This window comes from Bacillus sp. FSL R5-0443, assembly GCF_038608285.1.
In the GTDB taxonomy this organism is placed as follows: Bacteria; Bacillota; Bacilli; order Bacillales; family Bacillaceae; genus Bacillus; species Bacillus velezensis.
The window spans coordinates 4,091,257-4,108,628 of sequence record NZ_CP152013.1; the positions used below are offsets into that span (position 1 = coordinate 4,091,257).

At 45.9% G+C, this 17,372-nt stretch carries 15 protein-coding genes and 1 riboswitch; of the genes, 7 read left to right on the forward strand and 8 right to left on the reverse strand.

Translation table 11 applies throughout. The features are described from left to right. The first annotated feature begins 11 nt into the window (after positions 1–11). Positions 12–1,349: an aldehyde dehydrogenase family protein gene (locus NYE28_RS20620; protein ID WP_136396739.1), complete on the forward strand. Its 1,338-nt coding sequence runs from the start codon at positions 12–14 to the stop codon at positions 1,347–1,349. A gap of 37 nt (positions 1,350–1,386) precedes the next feature. On the opposite strand, the gene NYE28_RS20625 is transcribed toward NYE28_RS20620, so the two are convergent. Both NYE28_RS20625 and NYE28_RS20630 read right to left on the reverse strand, forming a co-directional pair. Further along, positions 1,387–2,607, reverse strand: a complete 1,221-nt coding sequence (locus NYE28_RS20625; RefSeq protein ID WP_113766532.1) for a PQQ-binding-like beta-propeller repeat protein — start codon at positions 2,605–2,607, stop codon at positions 1,387–1,389. Positions 2,608–2,737: 130 nt separating this feature from the next. Continuing rightward, positions 2,738–3,157 carry a DUF5391 family protein gene (locus NYE28_RS20630; protein WP_015240917.1) on the reverse strand — a complete coding sequence of 140 codons (420 nt, stop codon included), beginning with the start codon at positions 3,155–3,157 and terminating at the stop codon, positions 2,738–2,740. Between the two features lie 142 nt (positions 3,158–3,299). Here NYE28_RS20630 and NYE28_RS20635 point away from each other — a divergent pair, with 142 nt between their 5' ends. The 3 genes from NYE28_RS20635 (at position 3,300) to NYE28_RS20645 (ending at position 5,381) form a co-directional block, all read left to right on the forward strand. Next, positions 3,300–3,611 carry a helix-turn-helix transcriptional regulator gene (locus tag NYE28_RS20635; RefSeq protein WP_015240918.1) on the forward strand — a complete coding sequence of 104 codons (312 nt, stop codon included), beginning with the start codon at positions 3,300–3,302 and terminating at the stop codon, positions 3,609–3,611. A 78-nt stretch (positions 3,612–3,689) separates the two neighbouring features. Further along, entirely contained in the window at positions 3,690–4,856 is a 1,167-nt protein-coding gene (locus NYE28_RS20640; RefSeq protein WP_326144828.1) for an MFS transporter, read from the forward strand. 69 nt (positions 4,857–4,925) lie between these two features. After that, a complete protein-coding gene (locus NYE28_RS20645) occupies positions 4,926–5,381 on the forward strand; it encodes an RDD family protein (protein WP_014419310.1) in 456 nt (151 codons plus the stop codon). A 36-nt stretch (positions 5,382–5,417) separates the two neighbouring features. Here NYE28_RS20645 and NYE28_RS20650 read toward each other — a convergent pair whose 3' ends face one another. After that, complete coding sequence (locus tag NYE28_RS20650) at positions 5,418–6,104, reverse strand: VOC family protein (protein WP_342490239.1); 687 nt, start codon at positions 6,102–6,104, stop codon at positions 5,418–5,420. Between the two features lie 298 nt (positions 6,105–6,402). On the opposite strand from NYE28_RS20650, the gene ahpC reads away from it, so the two are divergent. Both ahpC and ahpF read left to right on the forward strand, forming a co-directional pair. Then, the gene (gene ahpC, locus NYE28_RS20655) at positions 6,403–6,966 is read left to right on the forward strand and encodes an alkyl hydroperoxide reductase subunit C (protein ID WP_004393188.1); all 564 of its coding nucleotides are present in this window, start codon (positions 6,403–6,405) and stop codon (positions 6,964–6,966) included. A 13-nt stretch (positions 6,967–6,979) separates the two neighbouring features. Further along, positions 6,980–8,509: an alkyl hydroperoxide reductase subunit F gene (gene ahpF / locus NYE28_RS20660; protein WP_007614902.1), complete on the forward strand. Its 1,530-nt coding sequence runs from the start codon at positions 6,980–6,982 to the stop codon at positions 8,507–8,509. 44 nt (positions 8,510–8,553) lie between these two features. Here ahpF and NYE28_RS20665 read toward each other — a convergent pair whose 3' ends face one another. After that, positions 8,554–9,786 carry a Fic family protein gene (locus NYE28_RS20665; RefSeq protein ID WP_012118862.1) on the reverse strand — a complete coding sequence of 411 codons (1,233 nt, stop codon included), beginning with the start codon at positions 9,784–9,786 and terminating at the stop codon, positions 8,554–8,556. Positions 9,787–9,925: 139 nt separating this feature from the next. After that, on the reverse strand, positions 9,926–11,272 hold the full coding sequence (locus NYE28_RS20670) for an amino acid permease (RefSeq protein ID WP_007614904.1): 1,347 nt from the start codon (positions 11,270–11,272) through the stop codon (positions 9,926–9,928). 145 nt (positions 11,273–11,417) lie between these two features. Then, positions 11,418–11,498, reverse strand: a riboswitch (glycine riboswitch). 297 nt (positions 11,499–11,795) lie between these two features. Here NYE28_RS20670 and fbp point away from each other — a divergent pair. Beyond that, positions 11,796–13,721, forward strand: coding sequence for a fructose-1,6-bisphosphatase (gene fbp / locus NYE28_RS20675; RefSeq protein ID WP_108725218.1), 1,926 nt, complete (start codon positions 11,796–11,798; stop codon positions 13,719–13,721). Positions 13,722–13,758: 37 nt separating this feature from the next. On the opposite strand, the gene NYE28_RS20680 is transcribed toward fbp, so the two are convergent. Genes NYE28_RS20680 through NYE28_RS20690 form a run of 3 tightly spaced genes read right to left on the reverse strand, consistent with a single transcriptional unit; the run spans position 13,759 to position 17,369 of the window. Continuing rightward, complete coding sequence (locus tag NYE28_RS20680) at positions 13,759–14,217, reverse strand: (2Fe-2S)-binding protein (RefSeq protein ID WP_015418586.1); 459 nt, start codon at positions 14,215–14,217, stop codon at positions 13,759–13,761. Next, the gene (locus tag NYE28_RS20685; RefSeq protein ID WP_206583768.1) at positions 14,210–15,052 is read right to left on the reverse strand and encodes an FAD binding domain-containing protein; all 843 of its coding nucleotides are present in this window, start codon (positions 15,050–15,052) and stop codon (positions 14,210–14,212) included. Before NYE28_RS20685 ends, NYE28_RS20680 begins: the two co-directional genes overlap by 8 nt. After that, the gene (locus NYE28_RS20690; protein ID WP_337681389.1) at positions 15,039–17,369 is read right to left on the reverse strand and encodes a xanthine dehydrogenase family protein molybdopterin-binding subunit; all 2,331 of its coding nucleotides are present in this window, start codon (positions 17,367–17,369) and stop codon (positions 15,039–15,041) included. The genes NYE28_RS20685 and NYE28_RS20690 overlap by 14 nt, the downstream gene beginning before the upstream one ends. Between the last annotated feature and the right edge of the window lie 3 nt (positions 17,370–17,372).

Consider the following 17,372-nt stretch of genomic DNA (forward strand, 5'->3'; position numbering starts at 1 on the left):
GAGGAAGACCGATGGATCAGCATATAAAAGCAGAAATCAAACGCGTCTTTGAGCTTCAGAAAAAAAATCAAAAAACGCTGCGTGCTTCAACAGCCGGGCAGCGCAGAGAAAAGCTTCAGCGCTTTTTAGATGCCGTCACCGCACATGAAGAAGAAATCATCGAGGCGATCAGACGGGACGTCCGCAAGCCTTATCATGAGGTGAAAAGAGCGGAAACGCAGGGAACGATCAAGGCGATTAAAGATAATATGAACAATCTCGACACCTGGATGGCGCCGAAACGCGTCGGCTCATCCGTCAGCCCCGACGCTGACGGCGTATTAATGTATGAGCCAAAAGGCGTCACCTTAATTCTCGGCCCATGGAATTATCCGTTTATGCTGACGATGGCTCCGCTTGCGGCTGCCATTGCGGCCGGCAACAGCGCGATTGTGAAGCTGTCCGATTTTACGATGGAGACGAGCCATATCGCCGCGACAGTTATTCGCGAGGCATTTCACGAAGAAGAAGTCGCCATTTTTGAAGGTGAGGTCGATGTCGCCACAGAACTGCTCGACCAGCCGTTTGACCACATTTTCTTCACCGGAAGCACGAATGTCGGTAAAATCGTCATGACGGCAGCGGCGAAGCACTTGTCGTCCGTCACGCTTGAGCTTGGCGGAAAAAGCCCGACGATCATCGACAGCGGCTATGATTTGATGGACGCGGCGAAAAAAATCGCCGTCGGCAAATTTGTCAATGCGGGGCAAACATGTATCGCACCTGACTATCTCCTTATGAAGAAAGAAGTGCAGAGCACCTTTACAGATCTCCTGCAAACCATTGTCAATGCAGGTTTTATGGAGGATGATCATACGGTTGACCGCAACAAATTCACGCAGATTGTCAACGACCGCAACTTTAACCGTGTCAAAGTCCTGTATGATGACGCCATTGAAAAAGGGGCGAAAACGGCGTTCGGCGGCGTATTCGATGCGCATGACCGCACGATTTCTCCGACCGTGCTGACAAACGTGACGCCTGATATGAAGATCATGCAGGAAGAAATCTTCGCACCGATTCTGCCGATTATGAATTACGAAGATATCAGTGAAGCCGTTGATTACATCACTGAACGGGACAAGCCGCTTGCCTTGTATGTATTCAGCCATAATCAGGAGCTGATCGATTATGTTCTGCAGCATACGACATCCGGCAATGCTTCTGTCAATGATGTCGTCGTTCATTTCACTGACGTCAACCTTCCGTTCGGCGGTGTCAATACGAGCGGGATCGGTTCATATCACGGTGTGTACGGCTTTAAAGAATTTTCTCATGAAAAAGGCGTATTTATTCAAGCCTCTAAATAAAAAAAGAATCCGCGCAGATGACGCGGATTCTTTTTTATTATTTTTTTGCCCCGAATGCGAGCAGTTTCGTATAAGTGCCGACATAGAGCGTGCCGTCTTCAGCCAGAACCGGGGAGGAAATGACATTGCTGTCTGTTTGATAGCGCCATTTTTCATTACCGTCAGCGTCAACCGCATAGACATTTTTATCGTCAGAACCGAAGTACACATTGCCGTCCGCATCAATCAGCGGCGCCGTTCTCACAGGCCCGTCCGTATAGAAAGACCAGTTCATATTGCCGGTTTTGCTGATGGAAAACAGCTCGCCGCTTCCGGAACCGATATACACATTGCCGTTATGGTCGATCGCTAATGAAGAGCTGGAGAAACCGTTTAACGGGAACGTCCACTTTACAGCACCCGTTGATGTATAGGCGTATAAATTGCCGTCCTGGTTTCCGGCGTAAACGGTGCCGTCTCTATCAATAACCGGATAGCCTTTAAACCCGTTGGACGTCGTTTTTGACCATTTCACTTGGCCTGTTCCGGAATTGATCGCGTAAAAGATATTATTGTACGTTGCCGTATACAGCGTGCCGTTTGACGCTAACACGGGAGCGGAGCCGACCACGCCGTTTGTTTTAAACTTCCACTTTTGCGTCCATGTCGAAGGCGACGTCGGTTTAATCGCATAGATATAGTTATCCAGCGTCGACACATACAGCGTGCCGTCAGAGCCGATAGCCGCATCGGAACTAGGCGCTCCGCTCAGCGGAACCGATGTTAAAATGGTTCCGGTTTCTTTGTCGATGAAATACAGTTTTTTATCGTGAGAAGGAAGATAAATGACACCGTTTGTTCCGAGCACCGGAGTCAGCGTATAGGTCGTCCCGAGGTTTTCCGTCACCCATTTCACAGTACCGTCCGGATGATACGCCGTCAGCTTCCCGTCTTTTGATTGAATAAATACGGTGCCGTCCCCATCAACCGCGGCTCCCGCACCGTTTTGAGGATTGGCCGGAACATTCTTTTCCCATTTTAATGCGCCATCGGCAGTGCTTGTAAACCGGCTTTCTCTTGACCAGTTGAACATCGTCGGAGACATCGCCTGCGCGTCATACCGTCCCGCCAAGAAACCGGATGCCGCATGATTTTGTTTAAATACCGTTTCCGCAGCTTGAGCAGCCGCCGGATGCAGCCATTTTGCCCCCGGCAGATCAGAAACCGCTCCCACAGATAAAGCCGCAGCAACCGCAGCGCCGGCCGCCAATGTTTTCATTCGCAATGAAGCTGTCTTTTTTTTCAATGTCAGTTCCTCCCGTTTCTATTAAAAGCTGCTATATCACTTCGATCATACCATAATTAACCTATGAAATATTTGTATTTTCGGTAGATTTATAGAACAAATGTCACATAGCCTGCTGATGCTTCGGGGATGATCGAAACGCGGCAATATACCACACCACATTGACGATGAAAGCCGCGCCTGACCAAACGAAAAGGCCGTAATAAAGAGACAGCTCCTGCCCTAAGGAAATTGCGGTCAATAACGTCACCAACAAGACAGCCGCGCAAATGATGAGCCCGATTCCGCAAAAAACGGCCATGATGATTTTCATGACACGAATACCGAGAATATACAAAATGAGCGGGACCGCATATATAACAAAGATCTGGCCGACGGCGGCCCACATGCCCGCGGAATTAAAACGATTCGCGTTCGGCCCCGTTTCCGCAAGCGGAGAAAGCGAGACGAGGACCGGCAATAAACAAAACAGCAGAGCGGAAAGCAAGGTCACCGCAACCGCACCTTTTTTCTTTTGATTCATGTGAATATCCTCCTGACAATAACCCGGCTTTTTTACCGGTAATCTGATAATATGTTATATTTTAGCACGATTTTTACTTAATTTGAGAATGTTTTGTCAAAAACGAATTTACAAATCCAGAAAAATAGATATAATAAACGTTATGGAACCGATATTGATTCATAAAGCGCTATCTAACAAAACACGAAGTGATATTATGACGTGGCTTAAACACCCGGAAGACCATTTTGATGAAAGACCTTATCTTGAGCAGGGACTCAGTTTCCGCACCGGAATTTGCGTCGGTGATATTCAGGCAAAGTCGGGGCTTGCGCAGTCCGTCATCTCCAGCTACCTGCTGACCATGCAAAAAGCCGGCCTGCTGGAATCCGAACGAATCGGAAAGTGGACCTATTACAGAAGGAATGAAAAACAAATTAAAGCCTTTGCTGACTATGTTCAGCACCAGCTATAACCATGAAAGGAGGGCTTTTTTTGTTCTAACATATCTATTTTTCTGTATATGTAGTTATAAAAGGAGGCATACATAACAATGAAAAAAAGCAGTTCCATCTTCATTCTGTTTTTGGCATTAGGGGTTTTCGGAATTATCACGACCGAAATGGGCATTATCGGCGTTCTTCCGCAAGTGGCGGACAGATTTCATATTTCTGCTTCAAAAGCGGGGTGGCTTGTCAGTATTTTCGCGTTCATCGTCGCTGTGTCGGGACCGTTTTTGACCTTGCTTGCTTCAGGCATAAACCGGAAAGTCATTCTGCTTTTGGCGGTGCTGATGTTTGCCGTTTCAAATGCGGTCTACGCGTATACGGCGCATTTCAGTGTCATGCTGGCGTTTCGGATCATTCCGGCTTTATGCCACCCGGTGTTCTTTTCTGTAGCGCTTGCGGCCGCGGCCCGGCTTGTCCCCGCCGGCCAATCCGGAAAAGCCGTAACGAAAGTCTTTTCAGGCATCACCGCCGGCTTTGCGTTCGGCGTGCCTTTCACGTCTTATCTGGCGGAGCGTCTCTCCCTTGAAGCCGCCTTCTTATTCGGCGCTATCATCAGTCTCATCGCATTCACGGGCATTCTTCTCTTTTTGCCATCCATGCCGGTCACAGAAAAAATGTCTTTCAGAAGCCAGCTCGGCATCCTTCGCAAACCGGTTTTGTGGCTCAATATCGCTGCCGTCACCTGTCTCTTTGCGGCCATGTTTTCTGTCTACAGCTATTTTGCAGAGTACCTCGGACGGGTGTCCCATATGAACGGCACATGGGTCAGCTTTATGCTGATGAGCTTCGGAGTGATTATGATAGCCGGGAATTTCGTCTTCGGCGCTTTGTTATATAAAAATATGAAAAAGACCGTCATCCTGTTTCCGCTTCTTTATACAGCCGCCTACTTGCTCATATACGGGTTTGGGACGTCTTTCGCGCCGATGGCCGTCCTCGTCTTCGTATGGGGCGCCGTTCATTCCGGCGGTCTCATTGTCAGCCAGACATGGCTTACTGCGGAAGCAAAGGAGGCGCCCGAATTCGGCAACAGCCTGTTTGTCTCTTTTTCCAACCTCGGCATCACCATCGGAACGGCGGCGGGCGGCTGGTTTATTTCACATTTGGGAATCCATCAGCTGATGTGGTGCGGCATCATGTTTGCCCTTCTGGCTTTCGGGCTGATCATGGGACGCTTGGCATGGGGAAAGAGGCTGCTCGCAAAAGCTTAAGCTCCGTTGCAAAATCCGGAATGATTACGTATAATATTCCAGATTAAAGCAAGGGAGAGAAAAAGATACATGGAAAGACCGGCAGGATTTTGGATTCGGTTTCTGGCTTACGTCATTGATCAAATCATCATAGGAATTCCGATTTTTATCATTCAATTTATGGTCTCTTTTTTATTTGCGGCAGGCGTTGCGGCGGCTGACCCCTTCATGACCGAAAATCAGTTTAACATCTCTTTTCTGGTGTTCGGCGTCATCCCGATTCTTGCGAGCTCTTTTGTGATCAGTATCTTATATTTCAGCCTGCTCACGGCCTCAAAGATGCAGGGGACACTGGGAAAAGCATTGCTCGGCCTTAAGGTCGTCAATGAGGATGGCGGACGGATTTCCATCGGCCAGGCCTTCGGACGCGCTTTCGCATATATCATATCTAAGCTCATTCTTTATATCGGATTCATCATGGGCGCCTTCGGAGAGAAAAAAACGCTGCACGACATCATGTGCAGCACCCGTGTTGTCTATAAATAATGACCTCAAGTCCGGGCCTTTTGAGCCCGGGCTTTTTTATGACGGCTGTGCCCGCCTGATGTCAATGCCGCCCTTTCCGTCAGCCTCAATGCGGATCGTCCCGTTCACAATGACAGACAGCGGATGGAACTCCGCATGCTGATCAGAAAAAATCCAGCGGCGGCCGCTCGGCCCTAAAAGCAAAAACGCACCATCATTGTAATCACCCATAAAATGAAACCCATTTTCACTAAGAGGCGCATGCTTTCTCACCGGAATGCCGAAACGCTGCAGCTCCCTCCCGGTTGATACGACTTCGGCAGCCGTCAGATTCACCTCGCCGATATTCAGAACGGACTCAATCGAAAAATGTTCCGCGCTTGGCGGCGATGTTTCTCTCGCGATGAATTCCGCCAGATTGTTGGACGGATCTTTGAAATAAAAGGAACGCGCCTGAATATGAGAGAAATACACCTCATCCTCCCCATCTTCCGTTTGAAAAACGACTTTATCCTTTATCCACTCCTTCGCCTCATCAAAACGATTATTCGGAATGTTAAACGCGAAATGATACGTCGGATGAGAGTGAGAATCGGCGCGCCTGAATTCCAACTCACTTTCCCCCGCCTTGATGGTAAACGAATCACCGGACTCATCAATTAAAGAAAAACCTAACATCCGTTCATAGAAGTGTTTCGTCTCCTCCAACGCACAACTGTACAAAGTAATGTTATTTATTTGCATGATCATACCCCCTTTGGTTTATACTGCCATATAGAAGGGTTGATTCCTACTGTTTCGATTCACCAATTGAGAATCCCCCTTTCGCCCGGCGTTAAACATGACAAACAGCGCCAAACCGCTTATACCAGGCGTTTTTAAACGTCTAAAGCAAAAAAAGCAGAAAATAATACCCCATATAGCTTGACAAAAAATAAATGTTATTTAATAATCTATATATAATTAGAATTATTATTGAAAGATAAAGTGAATGCTTTGTCTTTTTAATATATTTCAAATCACATTTCAGGAGGAAGATATTATGTCTTTAATCGGAAAAGAAGTACTGCCATTCGAAGCAAAAGCTTTCAAAAACGGTGAATTCATCGATGTAACAAACGAAGATTTGAAAGGTCAATGGAGCGTTTTCTGCTTCTATCCAGCGGATTTCTCTTTCGTTTGCCCGACTGAACTTGAAGATCTTCAAGGACAATACGCTGCACTGAAAGAATTAGGTGTTGAAGTATACTCTGTTTCTACAGATACTCACTTCGTACACAAAGGCTGGCATGACAGCTCTGAAAAAATCGGCAAAATCACTTACGCAATGATCGGTGACCCATCTCAAACGATCTCCCGCAACTTCGACGTTCTTGACGAAGAAACTGGTCTTGCTGACCGCGGAACATTCATCATCGATCCTGATGGCGTTATCCAAACAGTTGAAATCAATGCAGGCGGTATCGGCCGTGACGCAAGCAACCTTGTAAACAAAGTAAAAGCAGCTCAATACGTTCGTCAAAACCCAGGTGAAGTCTGCCCGGCTAAATGGGAAGAAGGCGGCGAAACACTTACACCTAGCCTTGATTTGGTAGGTAAAATCTAAGGAGTGCATTCCATTGGTACTTGATGCAAATATCAAAGCACAATTAAATCAATACATGCAGCTAATTGAGAACGACATTGTTCTCAAAGTAAGCGCCGGGGACGATGACACTTCTAAGGACATGCTGGCTCTCGTTGACGAGCTGGCTTCCATGTCATCTAAAATTTCAGTTGAAAAAACTGAATTAAACAGAACACCGAGCTTCAGCGTTAATCGTACCGGAGAAGACACAGGCGTTACATTCGCCGGTGTTCCTCTCGGCCACGAATTTACATCATTAGTGCTGGCATTGCTTCAAGTCAGCGGCAGAGCGCCTAAGGCTGATCAAAAGGTCATTGACCAGATTAAGAACATCAGCGGAGAATACCGCTTCGAGTCTTATATCAGCCTGACGTGCCACAACTGCCCTGATGTCGTCCAAGCATTAAACATGATGAGCGTGCTCAACCCGAATATCACTCATACAATGATTGACGGCGCGGCATTCAAAGAAGAAGTGGAAAGCAAAAACATCATGGCTGTTCCGACTGTATTCTTAAACGGTGAATCTTTCGGAAGCGGCCGTATGACCATCGAAGAGATTCTCGCAAAAATGGGCAGCGGCGCAGATGCGTCTGAGTTTGCCGACAAAGAGCCGTTTGACGTTCTTGTTGTCGGCGGCGGACCTGCCGGCGCAAGCGCGGCGATCTACACGGCGCGTAAAGGCATCCGCACCGGTGTCGTCGCTGAACGCTTCGGCGGCCAGGTACTCGACACCATGAGCATCGAAAACTTCATCAGCGTTAAAGCGACTGAAGGACCGAAGCTCGCTGCAAGCCTTGAAGAGCACGTGAAAGATTATGATATTGACGTCATGAACCTTCAGCGCGCGAAACGCCTTGAGAAAAAAGACCTCTTCGAACTTGAACTCGAAAACGGCGCTGTACTGAAAAGTAAAACAGTGATCCTTTCAACAGGTGCCCGCTGGCGCAATGTCAACGTACCTGGTGAGCAAGAGTTCAAAAACAAAGGTGTTGCATACTGCCCGCACTGTGACGGACCATTGTTTGAAGGCAAAGACGTAGCCGTTATCGGCGGCGGAAACTCCGGAATCGAAGCGGCGATTGACCTTGCAGGTATCGTCAATCACGTGACTGTGCTGGAATTCGCGCCTGAACTGAAAGCAGACGAAGTCCTGCAAAAACGTCTTTACAGCCTGCCAAACGTCACTGTGCACAAAAATGCACAAACGAAAGAAATCACAGGCGACCAAAACGTAAACGGCATTACGTTCGTTGACCGTGAAACAGGCGAAGAAAAACACGTTGAACTCCAAGGTGTATTCGTCCAAATCGGCCTCGTGCCTAATACAGAATGGTTAGACGAAACGGTCGAACGCAACCGCATCGGCGAAATCATCGTCGATAAGAGCGGCGCGACAAGCGTTCCCGGCCTATTTGCCGCAGGGGACTGCACAGACGGCCCGTACAACCAAATCATTATCTCCATGGGATCAGGTGCAACTGCCGCTTTAGGCGCATTTGATTATTTGATCCGGAATTAATGTGAAAGCCGCCATATGAATGGCGGCTTTTTTACATATACTAATTAAGAAGGCAGTATTTCCTCTAAACAATCCTCGCTGATTTTATAAGATTTTGGCCTTCTGCTTACCAGCTCAACAAATCCTTGCTGTTCTAAATAATCCATTACTCTGTTAATTTTATGTCTCGATTTATTTGAGAGCTCCATTAAATCTTGCACCGACAGCGTAACCTGATCATTTACAAATACATTAATCGTGATAATGATATTAAAAATATCACGTTCATCTTTATAATCAGCCCATTGATCGCTATCAATATAGTTCCTAATTCGTTTCAGTTTCATTAAATTAAATTCAAGATCCTCAATAATTCCTTTTTGTCCTGACAGAAGCAACTCCAGCATATCCATTAAATAAAAAGTCAGCTCTCCCCGGTTTAAAGGTGCGGGAATTTCCTCTAATGCCTTATAATACTTATCTTTGTTCTTATTAACTGCGTAAGAAAAAGTGATGGCTGAATATTTTTCTAAGTATCGGGACAAATAACTCCCAACGATAAGGCGTCCTGTTCTTCCATTGCCGTCATAAAAAGGATGAATGTATTCATAGTAGTAATGAGCTGTCATGTAACGATACAGCTGGGGATGTGTTTCATCATGAAGATAAGCAATTAAAGCCTCAAGCGCTTCTGTTATCTTCTGTTCAGAATTAACGCCGATATGGGTGGTCATGTTCCCATCGTTCACTTCAACATAGCCTTTTCTGAATAGCTCACCATCCGGCGCATCTTCTGTTCCGATTTCATCTGCGACCAGCTCGTCATATAATTCCCTAAAGTCATGAATGCTTGTAAACGACGGAATTCGGTCTATAAATTGATATGTTTTCATCAATCCGACAAACCGCTTATGTGAGGGCTCGGATTGTGCTAACGCTTTAAGAGCCTCTTTCAATTCTTTTTTTGTACTGCGGATTCCTTCAATTTCATTATTACTCTGTGCTTCATTAATAATTAATTTATCAAAATAAGGTTTGACAGCAAATTCAGGGAGCTGACTGATAAGGGATGAAATTTTGGAACTGTTTAACAACACTTCATTATTCAGCTTCATGAGTTTATGTGTATTCACATAAAATAGCTCAAATGAATCGTCCGTGGGTCGGCCTTTTCGGAACCCCCGTATGTTTAATGATGTTGAATAACTGCCATAGCTGCTTGTTCTCTTTTTAAATTCTTTCTCATATGAATCAGCATCCATTTTATAAAAAAGCTTAGATAACTTCTCATACTTCATATCATCACCTCGCTTAATTTAAAATTATACACTTTTTTAAATTATACAATCATTATAGCCTGATTTCTAACAAATATTCTCGCTTTCCAATCAAAACAAAAAACGGCGTACTGCATGGCAGTACACCGTCTGAAGCAATTCAATCTGTCTTTCTCCCTCTCGCCCGATAGATAAGAAATAATCCAATAAACCACAGCGGCGTCAGCAGCAAAGCCGGGCGCGTTGCATCCGCAAACAGCATAATCACCAGAATGACGGCAAACAGCGCCAGCACGGCGTAATTGATAAACGGCGCAAACGGCGCCTTGAAAGACGAGCTTGCGTGTAAGTCCGGACGGGTTTTCCTGTATCTGATATGACAGACAAGAATCACGCCCCACACCCAAATGAAACAAATCGCGCTGATGGTTGTCACGATGCCAAAAGCCGCTTCCGGTATTAATTTGCTTAAAAGAGCGCCAGCTGACAGCACAATAACCGATATCCATAATGCGCGGCTCGGCACATGATTTTTATTCAGCTTCGCAAAACTTGCCGGCGCTTGTTTCGTTTTGCTTAAGTTATACAAAATCCGGCTTGTTGAAAACATCCCGCTGTTACAAGCAGAAGCGGCAGACGTTAATACGACAAAATTAATGATTCCCGCGGCTAACGGGATGCCGACCAGACTGAAGGTCTTTACAAAAGGACTTTCCGCCGCATTCAGCTGCATCCACGGATTAATACATAAAAGAATGAGCAATGCCCCGACGTAGAAAAATAAAATCCGCAATGGAATTTTATTGATAGCGGACGGAATATTTTTTTTCGGATTTGACGTTTCCGCCGCCGACACACCCACTAATTCCACACCGACATAGGCGAAGATCACCATCTGGAACGAAAGCAAAAAGCCGGAAAATCCGTTCGGAAACAAGCCGCCGTGCTCCCACAGATTCGCCGCTGAAACCGTTCCGGTATGCGTTTTGAACCCAATCACCAGCAGAACCACACCGATGACAATTAACGCGAGAATCGTGACTACCTTAATTAAGGCGAACCAAAACTCCAATTCTCCAAAAATCTTAACCGTTAACAGATTAAGCCCTAATAAAATGAGCAAACAGATAAGTGCCGGAATCCACTGCGGAATATCAAACCAATATTTCACATACACACCGACGGCGATCACATCAGCCATAGCCGTCATAATCCAGCAAAACCAGTAGGTCCAGCCGGTGACAAACGCTGCACGCGGCCCTAAGTACGCCTCGGCAATATCCGTTAATGATTGGTATCCCGCTTTAGATAACAGCAGTTCTCCCAGCGCCCGCATGACGAAAAAAAGCGCAATACCTACAATAAAATACGCAAAGATGATAGAAGGACCCGCCAGCTGAATCGCCTTACCAGACCCTAAAAACAATCCGGTGCCGATCGTGCCGCCAATGGCGATCAGCTGCACGTGCCGATTCGATAAGTCCCTCTTTAGCTCTCGTTGCTCCACATCTGACTCCTCCTTACCTCTCTAGTGAACGACGAGCAAAAAAAGCCAATAAAAAAAGAGATTGGATGCCCTCCAATCTCATGGTCATAAGAATATCAAATTATATCTGCGCCGCTGACAATCAACAGCATGACAAATACATATTCGGTACTCTTCTGTCCTTTTGCCTGAGATTGTGAACCCTTCGGCGCCGCGGAAAACCCGCGGTCTCTCCAGAAGCCGCTCCTGCTGTAGTTCGACCCACAGCAATCATAGCCTGCTACGTATTGAGTTTCTGATAGAAATACCTATCAGCTAACTTTTTATTTTAATGGAACTTGAATGCATTGTCAATAGAGGGATGAGCTGCACGGCGTTATCCCGGTCCAATTTTGATGCCTGAAGCGCGTATTTTCCGTTTTCATTGTCTCAAAAAGGCGTTATGCGGTACTATCATATAAGGTCTAATCATTTAAACATTATGTCATACTTTAAATTCACTTTATCATACAATTGCTCGTAAATAAAAAGGGGATGGACGAGATTGGAAACGAAATATTTAGATCTGCTCGCACAAAAATACGATTGTGAAGAAAAAGTGGTCACGGAAATCATTAATCTGAAAGCGATACTGAACCTGCCGAAAGGAACCGAGCATTTCGTCAGTGATCTGCACGGGGAGTATCAGGCATTCCAGCACGTGCTGCGGAACGGTTCAGGAAGGGTAAAAGAGAAGATCCGCGATATTTTCAGCGGCGTCATTTACGATAGAGAAATTGATGAACTGGCGGCTTTGGTCTATTATCCTGAGGACAAACTGAAGCTGATCAAACATGACTTTGATACGAAAGAGGCATTAAACGAGTGGTATAAAGAAACGATTCACCGGATGATTAAGCTCGTTTCTTATTGTTCTTCCAAGTACACCCGCTCCAAATTGCGCAAAGCGCTGCCCGCCCAATTTGCTTATATTTCTGAAGAGCTGCTGTACAAAACAGAACAAGCCGCCAACAAAGAACAATACTACTCCGAAATCATAGAACAGATCATTGCGCTCGGCCAGGCCGATAAGCTGATCACCGGCCTTGCCTACAGCACGCAGCGTTTAGTGGTCGACCATCTGCATGTTGTCGGCGATATTTATGACCGCGGACCGCAGCCGGATAAGATCATGGAAGAACTGATCAACTATCATTCAGTGGATATTCAATGGGGGAATCATGATGTTCTCTGGATAGGCGCTTATTCCGGCTCAAAAGTATGCCTGGCAAACATTATCCGCATCTGTGCCCGCTATGACAATCTGGATATTATTGAAGACGTTTACGGCATCAATCTGAGACCGCTATTGAACCTTGCCGAAAAATATTACGATGATAACCCGTCTTTCCGCCCGAAAGCGGACGAAAACAGACCGGAAGATGAGATTAAACAAATCACAAAAATTCATCAGGCGATCGCGATGATCCAATTCAAGCTTGAGAGCCCGATTATTAAGAGACGGCCGAACTTTAATATGGAGGAACGGCTGTTACTGGAAAAGATCGATTATGACCGCAATGAAATCACGCTGAACGGAAAAACATATCAACTGGAAAACACCTGCTTTGCGACGGTGAATCCTAAACAGCCTGACGAGCTGTTAGAAGAAGAAGCAGAAGTCATGGACAAGCTGCTGTTCTCTGTTCAGAACTCCGAAAAGCTGGGCCGCCATATGAATTTTATGATGAAAAAAGGCAGCCTTTATTTAAAATATAACGGCAACCTGCTGATTCACGGCTGTATTCCCGTCGATGAAAACGGCAGCATGGAAACGATGATGATAGAGGATAAAGCTTATGCGGGCCGAGAGCTGCTCGATGTATTTGAACGGTTCTTACGGGAAGCGTTTGCCCATCCGGAAGAAACCGAAGATCTGGCGACAGATATGACTTGGTACTTATGGACAGGCGAATACTCTTCCCTCTTCGGAAAACGCGCCATGACAACCTTTGAGCGGTATTTCATTAAAGAGAAGGAAACGCATAAAGAAAAGAAAAACCCGTATTACTATTTGCGCGAAGACGAAGCAGCCTGCCGAAACATCCTGAAGGAATTCGGCCTTAATCCAGATCACGGCCATATCATCAACGGCCATACACCGGTAAAAGAAATCGAAGGCGAAGATCCGATCAAGGCAAACGGAAAAATGATCGTCATCGACGGCGGCTTCTCCAAAGCCTACCAATCCACAACAGGCATCGCCGGCTACACGCTCTTATACAACTCTTACGGCATGCAGCTCGTCGCCCATAAACACTTTAACTCCAAGGCCGAAGTGCTGAGCACCGGAACCGACGTCTTAACAGTGAAACGATTAGTCGACAAAGAGCTGGAGCGGAAGAAAGTGAAAGAAACAAACGTCGGTGAAGAACTGATGAAAGAAGTGGCGATTTTGGAGAAACTGCGAGAGTATCGGTATATGAAATGAAGAATGGAGTTCAGAGATGATTCTCTGGGCTCTTTTTTTACGGTTTCCCTGTATGTAAAACGGATTTAACCGCTTCTTCAATCTCCCTATAACCCGTACATCTGCAAATATTGGACTCCAGCCAATTTTTTATCGTGTCATCACTTGCATTCGGCTCAGTATTCACCAAAGCATGACAATTCATGAGAAAACCCGGTGTGCAATAACCGCATTGAAACGCGAACTTTTCAATAAAAGCCTTTTGAATCGGTGTATTGATCAGTCCTTCAATTGTCGTAATGTCCTTTCCTTCCCCTTCTGCCGCAAGCATTAAGCAAGATTTCATCGGCACCCCGTCCGTTAATACCGTACAGGCGCCGCAATCCCCATTTAAGCAGCCCGGCTTTGCACCAGTTAATCCGAGACGAAGACGAAGAGCAAATAACAAAGTATCAGCCGGCCTGACCGTAATCTGTCTTTCCTCGCCATTTACTTTCAACGTAATAGGATCAGACATTTGGACCTCCTTCTAATTCCCGTAGGGCATCTAAAATTGTATTTTGCAAGACAAATATTCGGTATTCACTTGAGCCTTCTGCATCATCAAGAACGGGTTTGGGTACATACTGTAAAGACCTGCGCACTCTTTCTTCTGCTGATCGGTTTTTATCGTTAAGCACAGCCTCCATTTCAGCAGAACGAAACGGAAATGGACATACGCCGCTGAAGGCCATTCTGATCTCATCATCTTTTTTCAGCGCACAGACTGTCACCAATGGATACCCGACATTCCACTGCTGTCTTCTTTTGATACTGACAAATGGCAGGTCAACGTACGCTCGATCGACAACGACATGAAATAAAAAATCACCTTTTTGCAATTGTATTTCCTTGTTAAATACTTTATTTATGGGACGGTAATGAATCCCCGCTCTCCCTGCAATCCCTATCAAACTATCGGAAATTAACAACGGCAGCACGGCCTCACGGTAATAGATGCCCCCGCAAATGTTTCCGCCCAGGCTGATCTTATTTCGAGTCGTCCGATCGGCTATTTCACTGACTGTTTTACTTAATAGCGGAAATGGATTTTCTTCCTCCAGTTTCGTTAATGACACGCCCGCTCCGATCACCAGATCATTTTCATAAAAGCGGATGGTTTGAAATTCCGGAAGCGCGTTCATATCTATCACCGCATCCGTATAGATGATATTCAGCCTTCCTAACGTGATAATTTCCGTGCCGCCGGAATAATACATTGGTGTTTTCTTTTCGGCCGCAAGCGAGTGAAATAGATTGATTGTTTCTTGAATGGTCTTCGGTTTAAAATAGTCGAAATCAAACGGTATCATCTTTCCACCCCTCTTGCGTCCTCCATAATCGTTCGGGAATGAGAGGAAGTTGATTCAATTGGACACCTAAAGCGGCGGAAAGGCAATTTCCCAATGCTGCCGGCATCCCCAACAGTCCGTGTTCCCCGCCGCCGCGCGCTCCATAAGGGGCAATCACATGCGGGGTTTCAACAAATTCAATGATATATTCAGGCTGCTCTCCATAGTGAAGGGGGCGGTATGTTCTAAGCTGAGGATTTAATACTCTGCCATATGAATCAAATACAAAGGTTTCTCTTCCTCCAAATGCGATTCCCATACTCATCCCCCCCATCACTTGACCCCTAGCAGCTTTTTCATTCAGTACAGTTCCTATATCCACAACAGAATAGGCTTTTGTAATTCGATACGTATAATCCCGTTTATCCAACTCAACTTCAATTCCCTGAGCACCGACAGCCCACTCGGGTCCCGGCTTCCCCCTTCCCGTTTCCCGGTCTAAATTCGTCATCCGGGTTAATGTGTAATTGCCGCTCGCAATGATTTGGCCGCCAATGGTATTTCCATTTGGAAACGTATATCCGTAAGCAATGTCTTTTATTTCAACATGTACAGAAGGATGATCTATAAAATAAACCTTTCCGTCGGCCACTTCCAATTCCTCGACAGGAACCCGCAACACACATGATGCCACGTCTTTCAGCTTTCGAATGGCTTCCTCCGCTGCATTCAGTACGGCTCTTCCGGCCATTAACGTCCCTCTGCTCCCCACGGTTTTCCAATGCTCGGGTGTTGTTTGTGTATCTATAAGCATTTTTACGTGAATTTTGCTTATATCCATTTTCATTCGTTCCGCTAAGATTTGGGCTAGCACTGTTTTTGTCCCTGTTCCAATTTCCACTACCCCTGACATCAAATTAATGCTTCCATCGGGATTAAAGGTTAGAATCACCCCGGACGTTGCATTTGTATCAAATGTTGAGGTTTTCCAAATGCAGCTGATTCCCTTCGCCCGTATCTTCCGGCCGTCGATTTCAATTCGCTGTCCCTCGTCCCAATTCATTAATTCCTTCAATCTCTCAATGCACTTCGGCACATTTCCGACCGTGCTTGAATTGAGAAGAACTTGAGTCGGTGTGGTGTCACCGGGGCGAATGGCATTTTTATAGCGGAGTTCTAATGGATCCATGTTCAGCTTTTCCGCCAATACATCCATCGTCCGCTCAAAGGCAAATAACACTTCAGCATGGCTGTAGCCCCTGAATGCACTTGGATATGGATGATTCGTATACATACAATATGAATCACACCGTATATGATCGATCGCGTACGGACCCGTACAATCAACCACCGCAGCCCGGCTGATGTCCACTCCTTTATCAGAATACGCTCCGCCATCAAATAAAAACTGAATGTCTGCCGCCTTTAAGATTCCATCCTTTGCAGCCCCTAATTTGACAATGGCATCCAACCCGATATGAACGGGAGATGTGATCAGATCCTCTTCTCTCGTATTAAACAATTTGACGGGCCGGCCTCCGACCGCTTTTGATGCCAAATAGGCAATCACCTCTAACTGAACGGCTGCTTTTCCCCCGTACGCTCCTCCTACTAAAGGCGTTTTGACGATCACCTTTCCGGGTTCGATTCCAAAATACCACTGCATTAATTTTTTAATGGCAAAAGGAGCTTGAGAGGATGTGGTAATGATAATCTCCTCATTCGCCCGAATTTCAACAATCGAGCATCTTGTTTCCATCGCAGCGTGATCAGAAGGGTTAAAGGAAATCTGGAATTCTGCTGTCACATCACTTTCCCTAAACCCGTCTACAATATTTCCTTTTCTAACCTTATCCACGTTTGCGATATTTGTCTTCGGAACCGGGAATACACCTTTTGTCTTCTCATAGCGGTCCGCATTTTCATGGACGAGCGGCGCATCCTTTTGAAAGGCCTCACGAGGGGAATTGACGACGGGAAGAGGTTTATAGGATACTTTGATGGCATCCGCTGCCTTTTTAGCTGTAATCGGATTTTCCGCAACAACAACAGCAACCGGCTCACCATGGTATCTGACCCTTTTATAAGCAATCGGCGACCTGTCTTTAATTTCTTCACCTGCAAGCGGAAAAGGTTCATCACCCAATATCGCTCTCACGCCGGGAATCTTCCAAGCTTCTGAAAAGTCCATAGACACAATATCGGCATGAGCATATGGACTGACCAGCATTTTTGCGTGTAATGTGCCTGTTTCTTGAAAATCATCCGTATATTTCGCTTTACCCGTCACTTTTTCAAGGGCCTCTTTTCGAATGACACTCTTCCCGATATACTCCAACTC

Coding starts and splice junctions, on each gene's coding strand:
- NYE28_RS20650 (WP_342490239.1), bottom strand. CDS start 6,104: ATGCAAATAAATAACATTACTTTGTACAGTTGTGCGTTGGAGGAGACG.
- NYE28_RS20630 (WP_015240917.1), bottom strand. CDS start 3,157: ATGAATCAAAAGAAAAAAGGTGCGGTTGCGGTGACCTTGCTTTCCGCT.
- NYE28_RS20620 (WP_136396739.1), top strand. CDS start 12: ATGGATCAGCATATAAAAGCAGAAATCAAACGCGTCTTTGAGCTTCAG.
- NYE28_RS20665 (WP_012118862.1), bottom strand. CDS start 9,786: ATGAAGTATGAGAAGTTATCTAAGCTTTTTTATAAAATGGATGCTGAT.
- ahpC (WP_004393188.1), top strand. CDS start 6,403: ATGTCTTTAATCGGAAAAGAAGTACTGCCATTCGAAGCAAAAGCTTTC.
- NYE28_RS20640 (WP_326144828.1), top strand. CDS start 3,690: ATGAAAAAAAGCAGTTCCATCTTCATTCTGTTTTTGGCATTAGGGGTT.
- NYE28_RS20625 (WP_113766532.1), bottom strand. CDS start 2,607: ATGAAAACATTGGCGGCCGGCGCTGCGGTTGCTGCGGCTTTATCTGTG.
- NYE28_RS20680 (WP_015418586.1), bottom strand. CDS start 14,217: ATGTCTGATCCTATTACGTTGAAAGTAAATGGCGAGGAAAGACAGATT.
- NYE28_RS20635 (WP_015240918.1), top strand. CDS start 3,300: ATGGAACCGATATTGATTCATAAAGCGCTATCTAACAAAACACGAAGT.
- NYE28_RS20645 (WP_014419310.1), top strand. CDS start 4,926: ATGGAAAGACCGGCAGGATTTTGGATTCGGTTTCTGGCTTACGTCATT.
- NYE28_RS20685 (WP_206583768.1), bottom strand. CDS start 15,052: ATGATACCGTTTGATTTCGACTATTTTAAACCGAAGACCATTCAAGAA.